This is a genomic window from Halorientalis sp., assembly GCF_028275115.1.
Taxonomy (GTDB): Archaea; Halobacteriota; Halobacteria; order Halobacteriales; family Haloarculaceae; genus Halorientalis.
Genome location: NZ_JAQCNH010000040.1, coordinates 26,848 through 43,246 on the forward strand (window position 1 = coordinate 26,848; position 16,399 = coordinate 43,246).

General features: G+C 64.8%; 19 protein-coding genes. 7 read left to right on the forward strand and 12 right to left on the reverse strand.

The window, feature by feature from the left end; all coding sequences use genetic code 11:
- Positions 1-111: 111 nt before the first annotated feature.
- A complete protein-coding gene (locus Q0964_RS06620) occupies positions 112-969 on the reverse strand; it encodes a nitrogen regulation protein NR(II) (protein ID WP_299265034.1) in 858 nt (285 codons plus the stop codon).
- A gap of 256 nt (positions 970-1,225) precedes the next feature.
- Here Q0964_RS06620 and Q0964_RS06625 point away from each other — a divergent pair, with 256 nt between their 5' ends.
- Entirely contained in the window at positions 1,226-2,050 is an 825-nt protein-coding gene (locus Q0964_RS06625; RefSeq protein ID WP_299265036.1) for an alpha-amylase family protein, read from the forward strand.
- On the opposite strand, the gene Q0964_RS06630 is transcribed toward Q0964_RS06625, so the two are convergent.
- On the reverse strand, positions 2,047-2,541 hold the full coding sequence (locus tag Q0964_RS06630; RefSeq protein WP_299265039.1) for a hypothetical protein: 495 nt from the start codon (positions 2,539-2,541) through the stop codon (positions 2,047-2,049). The genes Q0964_RS06625 and Q0964_RS06630 overlap by 4 nt on opposite strands.
- Before the next feature lie 91 nt (positions 2,542-2,632).
- Positions 2,633-3,190: an NUDIX hydrolase gene (locus tag Q0964_RS06635; RefSeq protein WP_299265042.1), complete on the reverse strand. Its 558-nt coding sequence runs from the start codon at positions 3,188-3,190 to the stop codon at positions 2,633-2,635.
- 358 nt (positions 3,191-3,548) lie between these two features.
- On the opposite strand from Q0964_RS06635, the gene Q0964_RS06640 reads away from it, so the two are divergent.
- Genes Q0964_RS06640 through Q0964_RS06655 form a run of 4 tightly spaced genes read left to right on the forward strand, consistent with a single transcriptional unit; the run spans position 3,549 to position 5,608 of the window.
- The gene (locus Q0964_RS06640) at positions 3,549-4,166 is read left to right on the forward strand and encodes a DUF7504 family protein (protein ID WP_299265045.1); all 618 of its coding nucleotides are present in this window, start codon (positions 3,549-3,551) and stop codon (positions 4,164-4,166) included.
- 45 nt (positions 4,167-4,211) lie between these two features.
- Positions 4,212-4,406 carry a DUF1918 domain-containing protein gene (locus Q0964_RS06645; RefSeq protein ID WP_299265047.1) on the forward strand — a complete coding sequence of 65 codons (195 nt, stop codon included), beginning with the start codon at positions 4,212-4,214 and terminating at the stop codon, positions 4,404-4,406.
- A 7-nt stretch (positions 4,407-4,413) separates the two neighbouring features.
- A complete protein-coding gene (locus Q0964_RS06650; protein ID WP_299265050.1) occupies positions 4,414-4,851 on the forward strand; it encodes an RNA-binding protein in 438 nt (145 codons plus the stop codon).
- Positions 4,852-4,855: 4 nt separating this feature from the next.
- Positions 4,856-5,608, forward strand: a complete 753-nt coding sequence (locus tag Q0964_RS06655) for an RNase P subunit p30 family protein (RefSeq protein ID WP_299265053.1) — start codon at positions 4,856-4,858, stop codon at positions 5,606-5,608.
- A gap of 13 nt (positions 5,609-5,621) precedes the next feature.
- Here the strand turns inward: Q0964_RS06655 and Q0964_RS06660 are convergent, their stop codons facing one another.
- Positions 5,622-6,563, reverse strand: coding sequence for a hypothetical protein (locus Q0964_RS06660; RefSeq protein WP_299265055.1), 942 nt, complete (start codon positions 6,561-6,563; stop codon positions 5,622-5,624).
- Positions 6,564-6,706: 143 nt separating this feature from the next.
- Between Q0964_RS06660 and Q0964_RS06665 the strand changes: the two genes are divergently transcribed.
- Positions 6,707-6,934 (forward strand): DUF7385 family protein, encoded by a 228-nt coding sequence (locus tag Q0964_RS06665; RefSeq protein WP_299265058.1) that lies wholly within the window; start codon positions 6,707-6,709, stop codon positions 6,932-6,934.
- Positions 6,935-6,958: 24 nt separating this feature from the next.
- On the opposite strand, the gene rqcH is transcribed toward Q0964_RS06665, so the two are convergent.
- From rqcH to Q0964_RS06695, 6 genes are all read right to left on the reverse strand, one after another.
- Entirely contained in the window at positions 6,959-9,154 is a 2,196-nt protein-coding gene (gene rqcH / locus Q0964_RS06670) for a ribosome rescue protein RqcH (RefSeq protein WP_299265059.1), read from the reverse strand.
- 74 nt (positions 9,155-9,228) lie between these two features.
- On the reverse strand, positions 9,229-9,408 hold the full coding sequence (locus Q0964_RS06675) for a hypothetical protein (protein WP_299265061.1): 180 nt from the start codon (positions 9,406-9,408) through the stop codon (positions 9,229-9,231).
- 95 nt (positions 9,409-9,503) lie between these two features.
- Positions 9,504-10,961: an NAD(P)(+) transhydrogenase (Re/Si-specific) subunit beta gene (locus Q0964_RS06680; protein ID WP_299265064.1), complete on the reverse strand. Its 1,458-nt coding sequence runs from the start codon at positions 10,959-10,961 to the stop codon at positions 9,504-9,506.
- Positions 10,961-11,257, reverse strand: a complete 297-nt coding sequence (locus Q0964_RS06685) for an NAD(P) transhydrogenase subunit alpha part 2 (protein ID WP_299265067.1) — start codon at positions 11,255-11,257, stop codon at positions 10,961-10,963. The genes Q0964_RS06680 and Q0964_RS06685 overlap by 1 nt, the downstream gene beginning before the upstream one ends.
- Entirely contained in the window at positions 11,247-12,521 is a 1,275-nt protein-coding gene (locus tag Q0964_RS06690) for a Re/Si-specific NAD(P)(+) transhydrogenase subunit alpha (RefSeq protein ID WP_299265070.1), read from the reverse strand. The genes Q0964_RS06685 and Q0964_RS06690 overlap by 11 nt, the downstream gene beginning before the upstream one ends.
- A 180-nt stretch (positions 12,522-12,701) precedes the next feature.
- The gene (locus Q0964_RS06695) at positions 12,702-13,733 is read right to left on the reverse strand and encodes an NAD(P)/FAD-dependent oxidoreductase (RefSeq protein ID WP_299265073.1); all 1,032 of its coding nucleotides are present in this window, start codon (positions 13,731-13,733) and stop codon (positions 12,702-12,704) included.
- A gap of 678 nt (positions 13,734-14,411) precedes the next feature.
- Here Q0964_RS06695 and Q0964_RS06700 point away from each other — a divergent pair.
- Positions 14,412-14,813, forward strand: a complete 402-nt coding sequence (locus Q0964_RS06700) for a DUF7994 family protein (protein ID WP_299265076.1) — start codon at positions 14,412-14,414, stop codon at positions 14,811-14,813.
- A gap of 110 nt (positions 14,814-14,923) precedes the next feature.
- On the opposite strand, the gene Q0964_RS06705 is transcribed toward Q0964_RS06700, so the two are convergent.
- Positions 14,924-16,198, reverse strand: a complete 1,275-nt coding sequence (locus Q0964_RS06705; RefSeq protein WP_299265078.1) for an RNA-guided endonuclease InsQ/TnpB family protein — start codon at positions 16,196-16,198, stop codon at positions 14,924-14,926.
- Positions 16,195-16,362, reverse strand: a complete 168-nt coding sequence (locus tag Q0964_RS06710; RefSeq protein WP_299265081.1) for a hypothetical protein — start codon at positions 16,360-16,362, stop codon at positions 16,195-16,197. The genes Q0964_RS06705 and Q0964_RS06710 overlap by 4 nt, the downstream gene beginning before the upstream one ends.
- Positions 16,363-16,399: the final 37 nt, after the last annotated feature.

A 16,399-nucleotide genomic window follows, 5' to 3' on the forward strand; every position in this document is an offset into this window, starting at 1 on the left:
GAGAGTCGGCCCCCGAACCCGGTTGGTCTTCGGTACGGACGTCACCGCCGAACGAAGCCGTGATTCAGTCGACGCGCCACAGGCCCACGCCGTTGCTGTGGGTCAACTGGGTTACCGCCGCCTCGCCGGTGACGACTGCGCGCTCGTGATTCGGGATACTCGGCCCGTCGTCTTCGGCGTGTTCATCGCGTTCTCGACGAGATTGAGATTCGCCAGGGCGATTCGGAGTGACTCGTTGCCCCTGACAGAGACGACCTCATCGAGTGCGGTTTCGACCGTCGCCTCCGGGTACTGCTCCCGGAGGTCGTCGACGACCGCCGCGACTATCTCCGTGAGGTCGACGGTCGAGGTGTCCTGGACCCGGGTGTCGACCGGTTCCTGGACCCACCTGATCTCGTCGCTGGTCGCCACGAGTGCGAACGCGGTCTCCCGTATCCGCTGTACGTGCCCGGCGACCGACGCCGATTCGGCCTCTATCTCGGCCAGTTCCGCATGCTCGATGACGGTCGTCGGGTCGTTTTGGAGGCCGTGCCCGAGGAGGCGGTTGGTCACTTCCAGGTGTCGTGACAGGCGTTTCCGGTCTGAGATGTCACGCGTGATCTCCGCCGTGCCGCGAAACCCCTCGTCGAACGGCGAGACGGCGACGTGTGTCTCGCATGGGATTGCTTGGCCGTTTTTGCTGACGATGTCGTGTTCGAATTTCGCACTCGGACCGAGTGGGCCGTCCTCGGAGGCGATCCGTTGGACGAGACTCCGAGCGCGTTCCATCCACTCTTCGGTCATGCCGATGCGGGCGCCCCCATCGCCGGAGCCACCGGGTTCGTGCCCCGAGAGGTCGTACAGCGCCTCGCGTACGACTGCCGCCGACGGAGCCCCCGTGACCGTCACTGTGTTCGTGGCCGCGTCGAGCGCATCGGTCACGTTCTCGTCCTCGCATTCGGGCACGACGAGTTTATTATCATCTGTCAACACACCTGCTAGAGGACGGGACGCAAATGAGCGACGCCTGGACGTGTATTTGATACCCACCCCGGAAAGATTATGCCACAACCGTTCGTTTCACGTCTTGCAATGTCGAAGAAACTTAAGCTCGCCGCTGCCCTGGTCGCCATCGTCCTCGTGTACCGCCTCGCGGTCAAGAGGTGAGTCGGTAGCAGCCGACGTATCGCTCGCGAATCGCCCCGGTCCCCGACGGGCTTTTCCCGACTGCTACGTACTCACACATATGTACGGCGTCGTCACCCGTAACGAGGAAGAGCTGGTCTGGTCGGAGTTCGACCGGTCGTTCTACGAGGTCAAAGACGTCACCGGCCGGGCCGCCGAACCCGTCTCCGAGGGAATCAGTATGGTATCGTGTTTCGGCGACAACGCGGCGGCAGACGCCAACCCCGAACTCGTCCCGGTCTCCGAAGACGGGAAACCCGCCACGCGGGACCGTCGATACTTCGACTGGGCCTACGTCTGCCCGACCCGCGACGACTACCGCGAGGGGTTGCTCGAAATCGTCGCGGACGCGGCCGCGGTGACGCCGGACGTGCGACTCGACGACGTTGGGTTTCCCCGCCCGGAGTACTGTCACTGTGACCGCTGTGAGCGGCGGTTCGCCGAGAGCAGCACGGAGGACTGGTTCGAGTGGCGAGCCGACCTGATAACCGATTTCGTCCGCGAGGCTCGTGAGCACGTCCCCGGCGACCTCTACCTGACGCTGTACCCCGACCCATACCCCGGCCATATCTACGAGCGGGCCGGACTGGACGTGGACGCGCTCTCCGCGTTCGTCGACGAGTTCGTCGTCCCAATCTACGACATGGCGTACACGACGACCTACTGGCTCGAGATTATCGCTTCCGGGTTCGCCGACGCCCTCGACGAGCCGTTCAGCGTCGAGTTGTACGCCGTCGACGTCGACATCGACAACCTCATCGGCGCCGCCGAGGTTGCCGACGAATACGGAGAGAGTGTCCTGTTCGGTTACGACGCGAGCAACGCCCGGGCGACACTCCGGCGCATGAACGCCGACGACCGCGACGGCGAGGAGTTCGGCGCCTAACCGGCCTGAACGTCGTTCTCGAACGTCTCGTTCCCGGCTGGCGTGACCGCCGTCGAAAAAAGGACTCCCCCGTTGCTCTGGATTGCGAGCCCTTCCATCGCTCCGAACCGCACTTCGAACTGCATCTCGGCGGAACTCCCTGCCGAGAGGGTCCCGACTGTTGCCGTTCCGGCCCAGACCTGCTCGTTCGGCTCACCACTCTCGCCGTTGCTGAACAACTCGTGGGCGAACCGGACGTTTCGCACCGTCTCGTTGCCCACGTTCGTGACCGTCGCGTTCACCACTCGGCAGGTCCGACCACATTCGCTCCGGTCGTCGATGGTGAAGTTCAGCGCGACGGTGTCGGCGCCGCCGGTCGACTCGCTCTCCGTCGACGGTGCAGTGTTCTCGGCCCCGCCCGGCGCGAACCCGAAGACGAAGGCCGCACCGACCCCAGCTACCACCACCGCGGCCGCGACACCGGCCACGACCGCCATCCGTGTTCGTTCCATCCGTACACACTTACAACCGTCTGTCAGTGTTAAAGTTTCTTCCAGTTACGGAGTTCGGAACCGGCGGCCGGACCGCCGTCGTGTCCGGCGGTCACAGTGCCCGTTCGCGCCAGCTTAGCAGTTCCGCCCGGTCGCGCGTGTCCACCGGGAGTTCGGTGAACCACCGCGCCTCGGAGATCTCACCGTCCGGATCACACACTTCCAGATCGGTCGTCTCCGCGCGGGCCGCGAAGACGGGGAGGACGCCCCAGGCACGGTGGCCCTCGCTCCGGAAGTTGACACGGCCGAGGATGCCAAGCCCTTCGTACGTGGCGTCGATGCCGGCCTCCTCCTGGAGTTCACGGCGTGCTCCTTCGCGCAGCGACTCGTCGGAGCGGACCTCGCCGCCGGGGACGACCCACATGTCGACACCCTCGTGACGGACGAGTAGGAGAGCGCCCGAGTCACGGTAAACCAGCGTGTGCGAACCGTACGGGAGACCGTTCTCTCTGATGCGGTTGGCGACGGTCCGAAAGCGCGACCGTGAGACGGTCCGCGTACGTTCGTACTCGATGTAGTCCTCGTGGTCGCCGGCGAGGCGGTGATACGTCTGTTCGGCCTGCTGGCCCGCCTCGTCGGCGAGATACCACAGATTGTCGAGGACCGTCATCGTGCCGCGTCCGCGGTGCGTGGCGTTTGCACACGGTCCGGAGGGGCGACGAAAGGGTGCGAACGGCCTGTCATGTCGACTTGTTTCACACGAATCAGCAATAAGTCTTCGACACGGTCGGTCAGAGCCGCTCGCTCGTCCGACGCTCTTTCCGGTGCTCCCCGTTCGGTCGGTTCTCTCGGCTGACGCCCGTCTGACAGGGGATTATGTGCACGCGACCGGCTTACAATGCCATGGGACACAGGTGTTGCCCCCACGGACGGGATCTGTGTGGGGATGCTAAGCCGGGTCGCTTCGGTGCGGAATTGGACTGCCGGCGGACAGAGAGTCGCCACAGGCGCCCCCTTGATGACGACCGATGACGACGACGGAGCGCGCCACCGACGAGAGTCACGAGGGGTTTCCGGACGACGGGAACGTCCTCCTGCTGGCACCGTCCGTCGGTAACGCCGAACGCGACGCCTGTACGGGCATGCTCGCCCATCACGACGCCACGGATGGGCGGGCCATCCACGTTCTCTACATGGAGTCCGCCATCGAGCGACACCGGCTGATCGAGTCGCGGCTTCCACACCATCCCGTGGCGTCGGCGGTGGTCGCGGTCGGAGCCGGCGGTGTCGTCGGCAAGCGCGGGCCGGAACCCCCAGCGGAGGACTACCACGTCGAGCGACTCACCGACCCGGCCGACCTGACGGGGCTGGGCATGGCGCTCAACGACGCTCTCGGTGAGTGGGCAGTGGCCGGCGACGTGACGCTCTGTTTCGACTCGCTGTCGATCCTCCTGCAGTACGCCGACACGGAGCGGGTCTTCCGGTTCCTGCACGTGCTGACGAACAGGCTGACCGAACTCGGAGCGAGCACGCACTTTCACCTCGACCCTGCTGCCCACGACGAGCGGACCATCGCGCAACTGGCGCAGGCGTTCGACAGCCGGGTCAGCGTCGACAACGAGGACGACCGCGTCGTCCGGCGGTGACTCCGAATCAGTCCCTTTTTAATCCGGCGTGAGTAGGTTTTCGGTATGAGTCTCGAGGAAGACGACACCGTCATTCTGCACGACGAACACAGCGAACACGACGGTGAAGAGGGCGTGGTCACACAGGTCATGGAAACGATGTTCGGCGACTCGAACTACACCGTCAGTTTCGACGACGGCCAGGAGGCCGGCATCTCCGAGGACGCGCTCGAGCTCGTCGAGGGCGACGACGAGGAGTAACGTAGCCGTGCCGTCGGTCCCCTTCCACTACGTCGACCTCCGCGCGTTCTGTTACGCCACCGAAGACGAGAAGCGCGTCGCGGGAGCCCTCCAGACCTTTCTGCCCGAGGCAGTCGAAATCGAGCGTGCGACCTCGGAGGGGCACCACGGCGACCGCATCGTCGTCCTCTCGGCACGAGTCGAACGGGCCGACGAGATGCGTCACGTCCTCGACCGGTTGAGCGACCTCGACACCGCCCAGCAGTTGGCCGACGAACTCGACGAACGGGTCGACGACAACTGCTCGCTGTTTCTCAGAGTCGACAAACAGGCCGCCTTCGGCGGTGACGTTCGGCTGGGCGACGGGCTCACCCTCCGGGCCAAGGTCGAAGCGTACCCCGCCACCAAGCAGAAGGCGGTCGAGAACGCTCGCGAGGCGCTGGAGACGTTCATAGCCGAGGGGTGATGTGATGTACGAGGGCGTCCACGCGCGGCCGGACGGAGCGAGTACGGCCGCGCGACAGGCGCTCACCGCCGCCGAGTACGGCTACTCCGGCGTCGTCGTCCGTAATCACGGCGGTCAGTCCTGTGACGCCGACTACGACGAGATCGCCGAAACGTACGGCATCGATGTGGTCGACGGCGTCGAGGTCCGCGCCGAGGACCCCTCCCGGGCCAGTGGTTTCGTCGGCAACTACCGCGAGAAGACGACCGTCGTCTGTGTCCACGGCGGCGACACGCGACTCAACCGCTTCGCCGTCGAACAGCCGGCAGTCGACGTGTTGGCCCACCCCATGGACGGCGGCGACTTCAATCACGTTCTCGCCAAGGAAGCCGCGAGAAACGGCGTCCGCATCGAGTTCTCGCTGGCACGGGTCCTGCGCGAACAGGGCGGGACACGCGTCCGGGCGGTTCAGGACCTCCGGAAACTCAGAGAGCTAGTCGAAACCTACGACGTCCCCTTCGTCCTGAGCGTCGATCCGACCACACATCTCCATCTGCGCGCCCCGCGGGACCTCGGGGCCGTCGGTGCGGTGCTCGGCTTCTCCGAGGCGCAGGTCGAGCAGGGCCTCCGCGAGTGGGGCCGGCTGGCCGAACGGAACCGCGAGCGGCAGTCCGACCGGTACGTCGAACCCGGTGTCCGGGCCGGGGAAGACGAGCAAAACGGCGCGGCGCGGTCGGTCGACAGCGCGGCCGACCCCGACCCCGACCCCGACGAGTGAAGCCGCGTCACACTCACTCCCCGTCGTCTATCTCGATGGTGACCGAATCGCGCTCATCGCGGGTGGGAATCGACGTCTCGTAGATGTTTTCGAGCGCCGTGCCGGCGTGAGCGACGAGCATCTCCAGCAGGGCGCGGGTCTCGTCGGTCACCTCGGTATCACCACGGTCCAGCGCGACGAGGGCAGTCGTGGCGCTGTCGGTTTCGGCGACGAGGATGGTCACGACCCGCTCTACGTCGTCGGGGAGCCCCGACGGCAGTTCGTCTCGGTGGGTGACGACGGTTGCCGGGTCTGCCCCCGCAGCCAGGCCGGCGAGTTCCGCGATGGTCTCCTGCTCGACACCGGCGATGGTGCTCTCGACGAGCGTGGCGAACCCGCCCCGGCGTTCGACGAAGGCCACGTCCTGGAACTGGACGAGCGTCGTCGCGGCCTCGACACAGAGTGAACTCACCTCGTCCATCGTGGCGCACTCGTGCAGCGCCCGGCCGTAGTGGTTCGTGTCAGCCGCGCGGTTGGCGAACGTCTCCATCCGGTCGCGCTGGCGTTTCAGCTCCGTCCTGTCGAGCCGGCTGCGCACGTCGTAGAGACCCACGAGGACGCCCGCGAGCGTGCCCGCAGTGACGTTGTCGACGGCGACGAATGGAGCCGCGCCGAACGCGTCGAAGGTCGCCGTGGCGACGTTCAGCGAGAAGAGTATCAGCGCGGTGATGGCGGCGAAGGCGACGGCACCGCCGACGACCCACGCCCCGACGACGGTGTCGTACTCGACGTAGTCGGGACTCCGGGCGACCCAGACGCCGGCGAACGTGATGGCGGCCGCCATCGCCAGAAAGGGAACGAGGTCGACCAGGAACCCAACGGTCGTCGACGTGCGGACGACCGCCTGCGTGACCTGAACGGCGGCCAGCAGGAGTCCCACGGCGGCGATGGCAGCACCCTGGAGCCGTCGTTGCATACTCTTCAATGACCGTCATGACAATTGGGTCTATGGGTCGTTCTCGCCACCGACCTCTCCGGGTGCGTGAGTGCAGGTCCGACCGACCACGGACCGGACCGGCCGGGCGTGTGATTTATACTCGCCGCGTGACCCGCTCCTGTATGGAGGATTACGACGAACTCGTCTCCTCGCTGACGCCCCGGCAGGAGAGCAACTCGGTCAGTATCTACCAGAACACGGTCGGAATCGCCTGTCCGGCCTGTGAATCGCCGTTCGACAATCTGATCGTCTGTAAAGACGCGTACAACTCGCTGGAGCTGGACTTCGCCATGGACATCTGCACTGCGACCCACGACGGCAACCCGCTCCTCTTTACTCATAAGCACTGAGAAGCGTGAGAACGCCTCGCATCGTCAGTCCTCGACCATCCGCGACCCGCCGGGCGGCAGGAACTCCTGAATCAGGTCCGGGCTGGCGACGTTTCGGACGAACGACTCGTCGACAAAGCGGTCTTTGAACTCGCGGTAGCAGAGCTTCGCCATGTCGTTCTGTGCGTATCGGCCGGGTTCGAGTTCGATGCTGGTCTCGACTTTCGGCACGACGGCAGTGGGTGGCCCGCCGATGACGCGGGTGTCCGGTTCGCACTTGATGCCGACGGCGACACTGGCCGCCACGGCCTCGAAGTAGGTTCGGTCACCGCGAACGGCGAACCCGCCCTTCTCGAGGAACTCACCGCTCTCGGGAGTCTTCGACACCTGGTTGGGGTCGACCATGTACACGTCGTCGGCGTACTTCCCTTCCTTCCAGACCGACGAGTACGAGAGCGCGAACTGCGCGGTCTCCCGGAGCGTCGAGTCGGGGAAGTCCACGTCTCTTGCCGGTTCGCTCGGTCCAGTCGCCTTCAGGACCGTCACCGGACCGCCGTGGGCCTGTGCGTGAAAGAACTTGTCTCCCCCGTCCATATACTTTTTTACCAGGTCCTCGTTCTGGTCGGCGTTGCGCCCGCCGATGACGAGGAAGTCGTCGCTGGTGTGGAACCAGCGATACTCCTCGTACCACTGCTCGGACGAGCGGACGGGGACCGAATCGCGCGCGAGCCAGTCGACGTGTTCGGGTTGCTCGTCGTCGGTCGACTCCCCACCGCCAGCCCCCCCGTCGTCGTCGCCGGCGTCCCACTCGTCGCGGCGCTGCTCGACAGCCTCCAACTCCTCGCGGGTGTTCGCGATTGCTTCCTGTGCGCCTTCTTTCTTGTCTTCGATGCGTTTTGCCTCGGTGTAGCGGCGGTCGGCGTTTTTCTCGACGCCCATGCTCGCGTTCACGTCGATCCGGTGACCGCCGAGTTCGATCGTCACGGTCCCCTCGCTGCCGTCGACGCCGGCGACGGCCTCGGCGGCCTCGATTCCGCGGTCGGCACCTTCGTCGAATTTCGCCTCGATGTCGTCCCAAGACACGTCGTTCTCGCGAGCCTGCTGGACCGTCGCGACGATCTCGTCGACCAGGTCGTACTCGGCGTACAGCAGTTCGGCCTTCTCACGTTCGGTCTCGGCCTGTGCCTCGAAGTCCTCGATGGCCCCCTGTTGTTGCTCGATAATCCGTTTCTGTTTCTCGATCTCGCTCTCGAAGTCCGGGCGGTCGCGGCCGCCGCCGTCCTCGGGCCCGGTCTCCGGTTCGGCCTCCCAGTTGGTGAAGTACTCGTCGAGCGCCGCGGTGAACGCCTCGACGGAGTCGCTGGGCAGGTCGTCGTACTCGGCCATCGGTATCGGTGTAGCGTCGACGCGAAGGCCACGGCCGGACGCCTCGCCGCCGTCCTCGCCGTCCGCCCCGGTCCCGCTCTCACCGTCTGCGCCGCCGTCGTCACTCCCCTCGTAGTACACCCGCGGGTCGAGGTCGGCCGCCACGAGGCGGTCACGGAGGTCCTCAATTGCTGAAAAGAGGGGCTCGTACTGGTCGTCGCCGGCCTCGCCGATGTCCATCGTCTTTTCCACGCCGGCCCGGGAGCAGAGTTCCTCACCCCAGAACCCACCGAAGTCGAGCTGGGTCGCCAGCGTCCGCACGACGTCGGCGTCCGAGTCGTCCATCTTCGCAGCGAAGGCCTCGTATTCAGCTTCCAGCGGATTGAACCGCGACGAGGGGAACTCGTAGGTCGAACCGGGCGCGACGGTGCGGGATTTCAGGCGGACGGTTTCGAGACAGTCGACGACGTCGCCCGTCTCGTCGAGGACGGCGACGTTCCCGTCGCCGAACAGTTCCGCGACGACGGTCGTGTCCTCGTCACCGCGCTCGAATTCGAGCGTGACGATCCGGTCGAACCCGTACTGCTCGACACCCGCGAGGTCGGCCCCCGACAGGCGATTCCTGAGCATCATCGCGAAGTTCGGCGGGCGACCGGGCGCGTCTGGGACGTTGTCAGCATCGGCCACCCGGAGGTGTTTGGTCTCGCCGGTGTCGACCAGCAGCTCCACACGGCCCCGGTCGAAATCGCGCATCCGGAACCGGACGAGGCCGTCGTCGTAGAGGTAAACCTTGTCGACTTTCGCGCCCTCGTAGTCCCCTAACTCGCCACAGAGCGCCGCGAGGTCGACGCTCGTTAGCTCCCGCTTGCGGTCCATATCTCTCGGTCCGCCGGACGTGCAAAGAGGGTGTCGTTCGGGGCCGGACGGTCGAAACGCCGAGACCGCGCGGTTCAGGCGCCCGACCCCTGCCCCGGTCGCCCGGATCGCTCGCTCGTCTCTATCTCCTGTTCGACCGGCTTCGACGGCGACTCGTCGCCGAGAGCGCTTTTGCTGGCGACGATCGACACCGGAATCAGCAGGAAAAACGCTGTCATACCGATGACCGCCACGAGTAGTGCTGCTTGGACCATGTCGAAACGTGCGCCCTGAGAGTACAAGAAGGAGCGTCGTGGTTTTCAGAGTCTGGGAACGGCAGTCAACTGTCGTGAGCGGCCGGCGAGGGCAGTCAGTCGGTCGCCTCCTTGTAGTCGTTGACCAACTCCTGCATCGATTCTTTGGCGTCGCCGAAGAGCATACTCGTGTTGTCGCGGGCGAACAGCGGGTTCGGGATACCCGAGAATCCCGGGCTCAAACTGCGCTTGTTGACGATGACGGTATTTGCCTCAGCGACGTTGAGAACGGGCATCCCGGAGATGGGACTCCCGTCTTCCTCGTTCGCTCGGGGGTTCACCACGTCGTTAGCTCCACAGACGATGGCCACGTCGGTCTGTGAGAAGGTCGGGTTGACCTCCTCCAGTTCACGCATCTTGTCGTAGGGCACGTCGGCCTCCGCGAGAAGGGCGTTCATGTGGCCGGGCATACGGCCGGCGACGGGGTGGATACCGAACTCCACGTCGACACCGTGTTCGTCGAGCAACTCGATGAGCTCCGCGACGGCGTGTTGGGCCTGTGCAACGGCCATCCCGTATCCCGGGACGACGACGGCCCGGTCCGCGGTCTCCAGCAACATGACGACTTCCTCGGGCGAGGTCTCCTGGATCTGTCCCTCGTAGATGCCTTCCATGTCCTTGCTCTCGCCGTCGTCGGTGCCGAGGCCGCCGAAGAGGACGTTCGTGAGCGAGCGGTTCATCGACTCACACATGATGACCGTCAGGATCAGCCCCGAAGCGCCGACGAGAGTCCCTGCGACGATGAGAGCGGTGTTGCCGAGCACGAATCCCGTCGTCGCGGCCGCGAGCCCGGAGTATGAGTTGAGCAGTGCGATGACGACCGGCATGTCCGCGCCGCCGATGGGGAACACGAGGAAGATTCCGAGGATCGACGCGGCCCCGACCAGCACCCAGTAGGATGGAATCCACGGTGCGATAGGCGAGTTGCCGACCATCTCCGGCTGAATCACGAGTACCAGCCCGGCGATGACGGCTGCCCCGAGAAAGAGAACCTTGATAACGTGGCCGACGTTCGTGCTGACCGGCGAGCCGCCGACGATACCCTGCAGTTTGCCCGCGGCGACGAGACTCCCCCAGAAGGTGACCGAACCGATAATCCCGGCGATGGCCGCCGTCGCCGTCAAACTCACCGGCAGAGTGGTCACCGCAGTCGCGCCGTTGAACGTGTCGACCAGTTCCGCACCCGCGACCAGCGCCGACGCGCCGCCGCCGAACCCGTTGAACAGACCGACGAGCTGTGGCATCTCCGTCGTCTCGACGGTGACCGCCAGCCAGACGCCGACACCACCGCCGATCAGCAGGGCGGCGGCCAGCACGAGCGGTGAGAGGATGTCGAACCACAGCGCCGTCACGATGACGGCGAGGAACATGCCGCCCGCGGAAATCTGGTTGCCGCGGGTCGCAGTCCGGGGGTGGGTCATGTCCCGGAGCCCCTGGATGAACAGAACCCCAGCGACCAGATAGAGAAACTGGAGTGCGGCGTCGGGCAGGTTCTGTGCGAGGATTCCGGCCATCAGTTACCACCTCCCCTGAACTGGTTGAGCATGAAGTGACTCACCAGGTAGCCACCGACGACGTTGATGGTGGCCATGACGACCGCCAGGAAACCCAGCACGGTCGCGAGCGTCGTCGACCCGGACCCCGCGACGACAACCGAGCCCAGCAGCGTGATACCCGAAATCGCGTTGGCTCCGGACATCAGCGGCGTGTGCAGGTTCGTCGGAATCTTCGTGATAATCTCGTATCCGACGAACGCTGCCAGCACGAACAGCGTCAGGTTCGTGATGAACGCCGACAGCTCAGTCGCCATCGTCGTCACCCCCGTCGTCGGCGGCGATATCACTGCCGCCGTCGGCCGCGGCGTCGTCCGCGTCCGACTCGTCGGCCGCCTCCTCGCTCTCGTCTTCCTCACTCCCCGCCCCGTCGTCGAGGTGCGGGTTGCGCACCGTGCCGTCGTGGACGAGCAGTGTCGAGTCGACGATTTCGTCCTCGAAGTCGAAGTTCGGCTCGCCCGCCTCGTCGAGCAGGTTTTCGAGGAAGTTCTTGCAGTTGTTCGCGTACTGCTGGCTCGCGGTGTGACTGACCTGCGAGGGGAGGTCGGTCGGACCGTGGACCGAGGCGCCGTCGACCTCGACGGTCTCGCCTGCCTCGGTCGGTTCGCAGTTTCCGCCCGTCTCGGCCGCGAGGTCGACGACGACCGACCCCGAGTCCATCCCCTCGATCATCTCGGTCGTGACGATTTCGGGAGCCGGCCGGCCGGGAATCGCCGCCGTCGTTATCAGGACGTCCGACTCGGGGACGACCCGTTGCATCTGTTTGCGCTGCTCCGCGTAGAACTCCTCGCCCATCTCGACGGCGTACCCCTCCTCGTCGCCCGACTCCTCGGTGGGGAGTTCGAGTTCGACGAAGTCCGCCCCTAGACTCTCGACTTCCCGCTTGACCTCCAGGCGGACGTCGTGCCCGCGCGTGCTGGCACCCAGCCGTTCGGCTGTCGCGATGGCCTTCAACCCGGCCACGCCTGCGCCGATGACGAACACCTCCGCCGGCTTGACAGTGCCCGCGGCGGTCATCTCCATCGGAAACATCTTTGGGAGTTCCTCGGCGGCCATCAAGACAGCCTGGTAACCGCCGAGACTCGCCTGCGAGGACAGCGCGTCCATGCTCTGTGCGCGACTGATTCGCGGAATCAGCTCCAGCGAGAACGCGCTTACCGCCCGGTCGGCCAGTTCCTCGAGCGTATCGTCGGCCACCTCGTACGGCCCGAGCAGTCCGACGACGGTCTGTCCGTCGCGATAGGGGTCGGTCTCGGTTCCGGTCGCGCCGAGGCCACGGACCTGAAAGATCACGTCGGCCCGCTCGAACACCGCCTCGCGGTCCGCGAGAACCTCGCATCCGGCCGCTTCGTACTCCTCGTCCGCGAACGTTGCCTCCTCGCCAGCACCGGCCGCGACGCAGACCTCGTGGCCGTCCTCGACAAGGTCTTCGGCGACTGGCGGGGTCAGCGCGACGCGTTTCTCCCGGTTGGTCGTCTCGGTCGGAACCCCGACGATCACGGCGAACCCCCCCTCCCCCACCGCGTCGGCGACCCTCCGAACTCAGCCGACCGGACCGGTTCGTGTCGATACATGTACTGTGGTACGTCGTGGCGTCTCCCGCTTGCCATTAATCTACATGGTTTTTTGGCGCGGACTTAAACTCCCCACACAAAACCCAGAAATCTGGTACGTTTCGAGAGACGCTCGTGTCGAGTGGAGTCAGCGGTCGGCGATTCGGTCGCCCGCCTCCAGACCCGACCGTAACGCGGCGTTGACGCGGGCCTCCCCGGCTACCCAGTCGCCCGCCAGATAGAGGCCGTGGTCGGCCGCTCGCTCAACCGGCTCGCCGTCGACACCGTCGTCCGGCAACGCGTAGCGCCAGTGTTGTGTGTCCGTCCAGTCGGGGTCGGCCAGTCGCTCGTCGTCAAGGAGGGCCGCCACCTGTTCGGCGGCGGTCTCGGTAGTCGCTCCGTCGTCTTCGTCGTAGTGGTCGACCGACCACTCGGGACTCATCTGGACGATCAGCAGGCTCTCGCCCTCCGGGACGTGGCCGTCTTTGCACTCCTCGCGGGAAACCCACCCCACGTCGTGACCGTCGTCGGTGTTGACCAGCGCGTAGTACGGACGGTCCAGCTCGAAGGGGTAGTGTAAGACAGCCGAGACGATGGTCCGGTACGGCACTACGGCGACCGCCTCGCGCAGCTCACGACAGAGTTCGTGCTCCCAGTTCGCACAGCCGAGCAGGTCCGCCGTCTGCGGGGCTGGCGGCGTGAGCATGACGGTATCGAAATGTCCCAGGTCCTGGTGGTCGGTGTCGTAGAGCCGCCAGCCCCCGTTCTCGCGAACGGGTTCGGAGATTCGGACGCCGTTCTCGACCGTCACGTCGGTCCGTCCGAACAGGCGCTTGGCGAGCTGTGTGATACCCGACTCGTAGGTCCACTTGTGTTCGTCTGCATCTCGGCCCTCCGAGACGGTCCCGTCGTCGTCGAACACCCAGATCGGTTCCTCGATGTCGACCAGACCCCCGGCGTCGAGGTCCTCGGTCAGCAGTTCGTCGACCCGGTCGTCGCCGGATTTGATGTAGTTCGCCCCGTGGTCGTATCGGCACCCCTCGCGGCGGCGCGTCGCAGCGCGACCACAGACGCCCCGGCTCTTCTCGAAAACGGTGACCGTCGCGTCGGCATCGTCCAGCACGTAGGCGGCACCCGCACCCGCCGCGCCGGCCCCGACAACCGCGACCTCTCGTGTCATGCCTCTACACACGGCCTGGGCGATAAAAAACCCCCATCCGACGGCACCGGGTCGAGCAGTCGTACTGGACGGGCAGGACGGGTCACCGCCGGGTCCCCTCCGCATCCAGGCGGGCTCTGAACGCCGACGACGTCGGCCAGGCCGAACACAGGCAGGAAACACTGAATCAGTCCCACCACCCCCCGGACAGTGAAGAGAGGTCCACGACCACGGATGGGATGGTCGCAAAAGCCAGTGCCGCCAGCCCAGCGGTACGGCCGAATCCCCAGTCTTAGCGCTCCACCGAGGCCTGCGAGCGTGAGGGTATACGGTGAGGTGCCAGCCCAAGCGAGGGGACGCCCCAGTATCAGCGACGGCCGCGACGATGGGAACGCGGAGACCCGTCGTGGTCCAGTGTCTGGTTCTGTGGAGCGTCAGTCGATTCCGATAGCGAAAGCCGGCGACCGTCGGTAGAGCGGTGAGAGACCGCAGCGTCGGAACCACGACGAACCCGATGGCGCCACTGGCGACCGCCGGAGCGACATCAGCACGAGAGCAGCCAGGAACGTTCAATACACAGTTTATCCAGTGCCTCGTGCCGGTACGGTTCGCGTCGGTCGAGAACGCAGACGGTGGGGATTTGTGTCTCTCTCACCTGTTGCCGGGAACTTCTTTGCCCTGGGGAGGAGAGCTATGAATATGCGACGCAGAATCTACCTGTTCGCAGGTGTCCTGCTGGCGGTGACGTCGTTTCCGACGCTCCTGCTCGGTGTCATCGAAGACCCGTACAACGCCGTGGGCACCCTGTTGCTCGGAATCGGCGGCCTGCTGTTCGTCGTCGCGGCTCGGCGCGACGAGGTGGCGGTCGGTGACCGGTCGTTCTCGTGGCATCAGTTCATCGGTGGTGCGGACGTGTTCCTCGGCCTGGGCTTTCCTCTGACCCTGTTGAACCCCGTCCTGGCGGGGACAGCCACGTCGATGGACTACACGTTCCTCGTCGCCGGAATCGTGGGCGGCCTCGTCTTGGTGTTTATCGGTGTCGACGTACTGCGCGGGAGCCACTACGTCTCGCTCGGCAACGACAGCGAGTCCGCGCTGTAGTACGCCGCAAAGCGGGGTGAACCGCCTCGGGGTCAAGTGGTTCGAGACGCGGAGCGTCTCGTCATCACGGAAGACTTCGTCTTCCGTACGACCCCGAGGCTTCCCGTGGTTTAATGCGACACTCCCACGATACCATCGGTCTGATAGCCTCGAACGGCGTCGTGGGTCACGGTCGGGGCGTCCACGGCCCCCGATGCCTGCCGTCGCACCTTCCAAACTTGGGGAAGGCTGTTGAGAGCAGGCACATTCCAATCGAGTTTCTTGATGCCTTTCACGGCGATGTTGACGCTTGCACTTCGGTCGCTGTGGTCTTGATGCCCGCACGACCGACAGTTGAACCGCTTCTTGTTGCGGTTTGCTCGCTCGGCGTGCCCGCACATCGGACACCGTTGACTCGTCTTGTACGGGTCAATCCAGCCAGTCGGAATACCCTCGAACGACGCCTTGTAGGACGTATAGAACTGAAGGGCGCGGAACGGGAGGTGGTGCAGGCGTCGGTTCATCCGAGTGCCGTAGTCGATACTGTCGCGCATCTCTTTGAGGTCTTCAAAGACGATACACGGCTTCTCGAACTGACGGCACCACTCCACGATGTGACGACTCATCTTGTGGAGTCGGTCACGGACGGACCGTTCCTCACGTCCTTCCAACATGTCGTGCATACTCTGCTTCCCCGCGTTTTGCACGCGCTTCCGCATCGTGAAGTAGCGATGACGCTCGAACTTGATTTCGGGGAAGTCGATAACCAACGAGTCCTCAATGCCATCCTCGGAGAGAGCGGTGAGAGCCACGTTGTCTTCGTTCACGTCCACGCCGACGACCGTTCGTGAGTCCTGCTTGTCTCGAACGGTCTGCTTGGTGTTGGTGACGTTGACGTGCAACTCGGGGTTGTCGTTGTGGAACAGGGCTTCCGCCGTCCCAATCTTCCACTCGTCGCTTTCGAGTGCGGTTTTGAGAACGTCGAGGTGGGCGTCGTCGCCTTCGAGAACGCCCTTGATGTGTTTGTACGGCTTTGCGCTGATGCGGAACGCCACGTCGCCGTCGTCGGTGAGCGACATGTTGTATCCTTCCTCGTAGTTCGCTCGGAGCGGGTACGTGCCGTCTTTGGTGTGACTCGGGAGTCCGAAGTCGTCGTACTCGTAGTAGTTCTCCATCGCGCCAAGTGCTTTGGCGACGACGCGCTGTGTCGTGTTCTTCACGAGATTGGCGTCGTCGGCTACTCGGTCGGGGATGGTGTCCCAGTCAACGCCTTGCTTGGCGAGACGGATGGTTTCGTTGTACGCCGACCGCGCTTCGAGGGTGGCGTCGTACAGCAGGCTCTCGTTGTCACTCTGGATGTCGAGTTGGAAGTCCAGCGTCTTGACGAGAGCCTGTGCGTCGGTCATTCTTCGGATTCGTTGGGTTGGACGTGACGGTAGTGAAGGAGGAGCGTGCGGAGCACGCTGTCGAAACTCGTGTGGCCATCCTCGTCCTTGAGTTCGTCAAGGTCGTCGTACACGGCGTCGGATACCTTGAGTTGCTTCGTCACGTCTACCCCTTGTTCCTCCATACTTAAAAGTTTACTTTTGGTAGTCTTTGAGTCACTT

Excerpts from the sequence above, each read along its gene's own strand:
- Q0964_RS06695 (WP_299265073.1), bottom strand. The coding sequence starts at position 13,733 with ATGACACGAGAGGTCGCGGTTGTCGGGGCCGGCGCGGCGGGTGCGGGT.
- Q0964_RS06705 (WP_299265078.1), bottom strand. The coding sequence starts at position 16,198 with ATGACCGACGCACAGGCTCTCGTCAAGACGCTGGACTTCCAACTCGAC.
- Q0964_RS06655 (WP_299265053.1), top strand. The coding sequence starts at position 4,856 with ATGTACGAGGGCGTCCACGCGCGGCCGGACGGAGCGAGTACGGCCGCG.
- Q0964_RS06665 (WP_299265058.1), top strand. The coding sequence starts at position 6,707 with ATGGAGGATTACGACGAACTCGTCTCCTCGCTGACGCCCCGGCAGGAG.
- Q0964_RS06640 (WP_299265045.1), top strand. The coding sequence starts at position 3,549 with ATGACGACGACGGAGCGCGCCACCGACGAGAGTCACGAGGGGTTTCCG.
- Q0964_RS06630 (WP_299265039.1), bottom strand. The coding sequence starts at position 2,541 with ATGGAACGAACACGGATGGCGGTCGTGGCCGGTGTCGCGGCCGCGGTG.
- Q0964_RS06700 (WP_299265076.1), top strand. The coding sequence starts at position 14,412 with ATGCGACGCAGAATCTACCTGTTCGCAGGTGTCCTGCTGGCGGTGACG.
- Q0964_RS06680 (WP_299265064.1), bottom strand. The coding sequence starts at position 10,961 with ATGGCCGGAATCCTCGCACAGAACCTGCCCGACGCCGCACTCCAGTTT.
- Q0964_RS06710 (WP_299265081.1), bottom strand. The coding sequence starts at position 16,362 with ATGGAGGAACAAGGGGTAGACGTGACGAAGCAACTCAAGGTATCCGAC.
- Q0964_RS06625 (WP_299265036.1), top strand. The coding sequence starts at position 1,226 with ATGTACGGCGTCGTCACCCGTAACGAGGAAGAGCTGGTCTGGTCGGAG.
- Q0964_RS06685 (WP_299265067.1), bottom strand. The coding sequence starts at position 11,257 with ATGGCGACTGAGCTGTCGGCGTTCATCACGAACCTGACGCTGTTCGTG.
- Q0964_RS06675 (WP_299265061.1), bottom strand. The coding sequence starts at position 9,408 with ATGGTCCAAGCAGCACTACTCGTGGCGGTCATCGGTATGACAGCGTTT.
- Q0964_RS06660 (WP_299265055.1), bottom strand. The coding sequence starts at position 6,563 with ATGCAACGACGGCTCCAGGGTGCTGCCATCGCCGCCGTGGGACTCCTG.
- Q0964_RS06645 (WP_299265047.1), top strand. The coding sequence starts at position 4,212 with ATGAGTCTCGAGGAAGACGACACCGTCATTCTGCACGACGAACACAGC.
- rqcH (WP_299265059.1), bottom strand. The coding sequence starts at position 9,154 with ATGGACCGCAAGCGGGAGCTAACGAGCGTCGACCTCGCGGCGCTCTGT.
- Q0964_RS06635 (WP_299265042.1), bottom strand. The coding sequence starts at position 3,190 with ATGACGGTCCTCGACAATCTGTGGTATCTCGCCGACGAGGCGGGCCAG.